The 288-nt window shown below is 62.5% G+C and carries 1 pseudogene; it reads left to right on the forward strand.

Annotated features, from left to right (window positions below):
- Positions 1–288 (forward strand): annotated as a pseudogene (locus tag P0G09_RS20470) (hypothetical protein); the annotation flags it as partial.

A 288-nucleotide genomic window follows, 5' to 3' on the forward strand; every position in this document is an offset into this window, starting at 1 on the left:
GCCGCGTCCAGAGCCGCTGGCAGCGGGACTATTGGGCGGGCCTTACTGAGCAAGAATACGGCTACCCTCAACTGGTTCGAGCCGTCCCCCATTGGATATGACGGTCCGCCCCGGACCCTGTGCTGGGCTGACCATTCCCTCTGGGTGGGCGATCCCACCAACGCCACTCGGATTGAACTCACCGACCGGGGCACCTGTCAGGATGTGAAAAACTGGCCCCTGCCGGAAGATGGATGGAGCACCAAATACCATTGTGGCATCGTGACAGACGGGCTGGGCCGGGTCTAC

The organism is Faecalibacterium sp. DFI.5.82 (genome assembly GCF_029076575.1).
In the GTDB taxonomy this organism is placed as follows: domain Bacteria; phylum Bacillota; class Clostridia; order Oscillospirales; family Ruminococcaceae; genus Faecalibacterium; species Faecalibacterium duncaniae.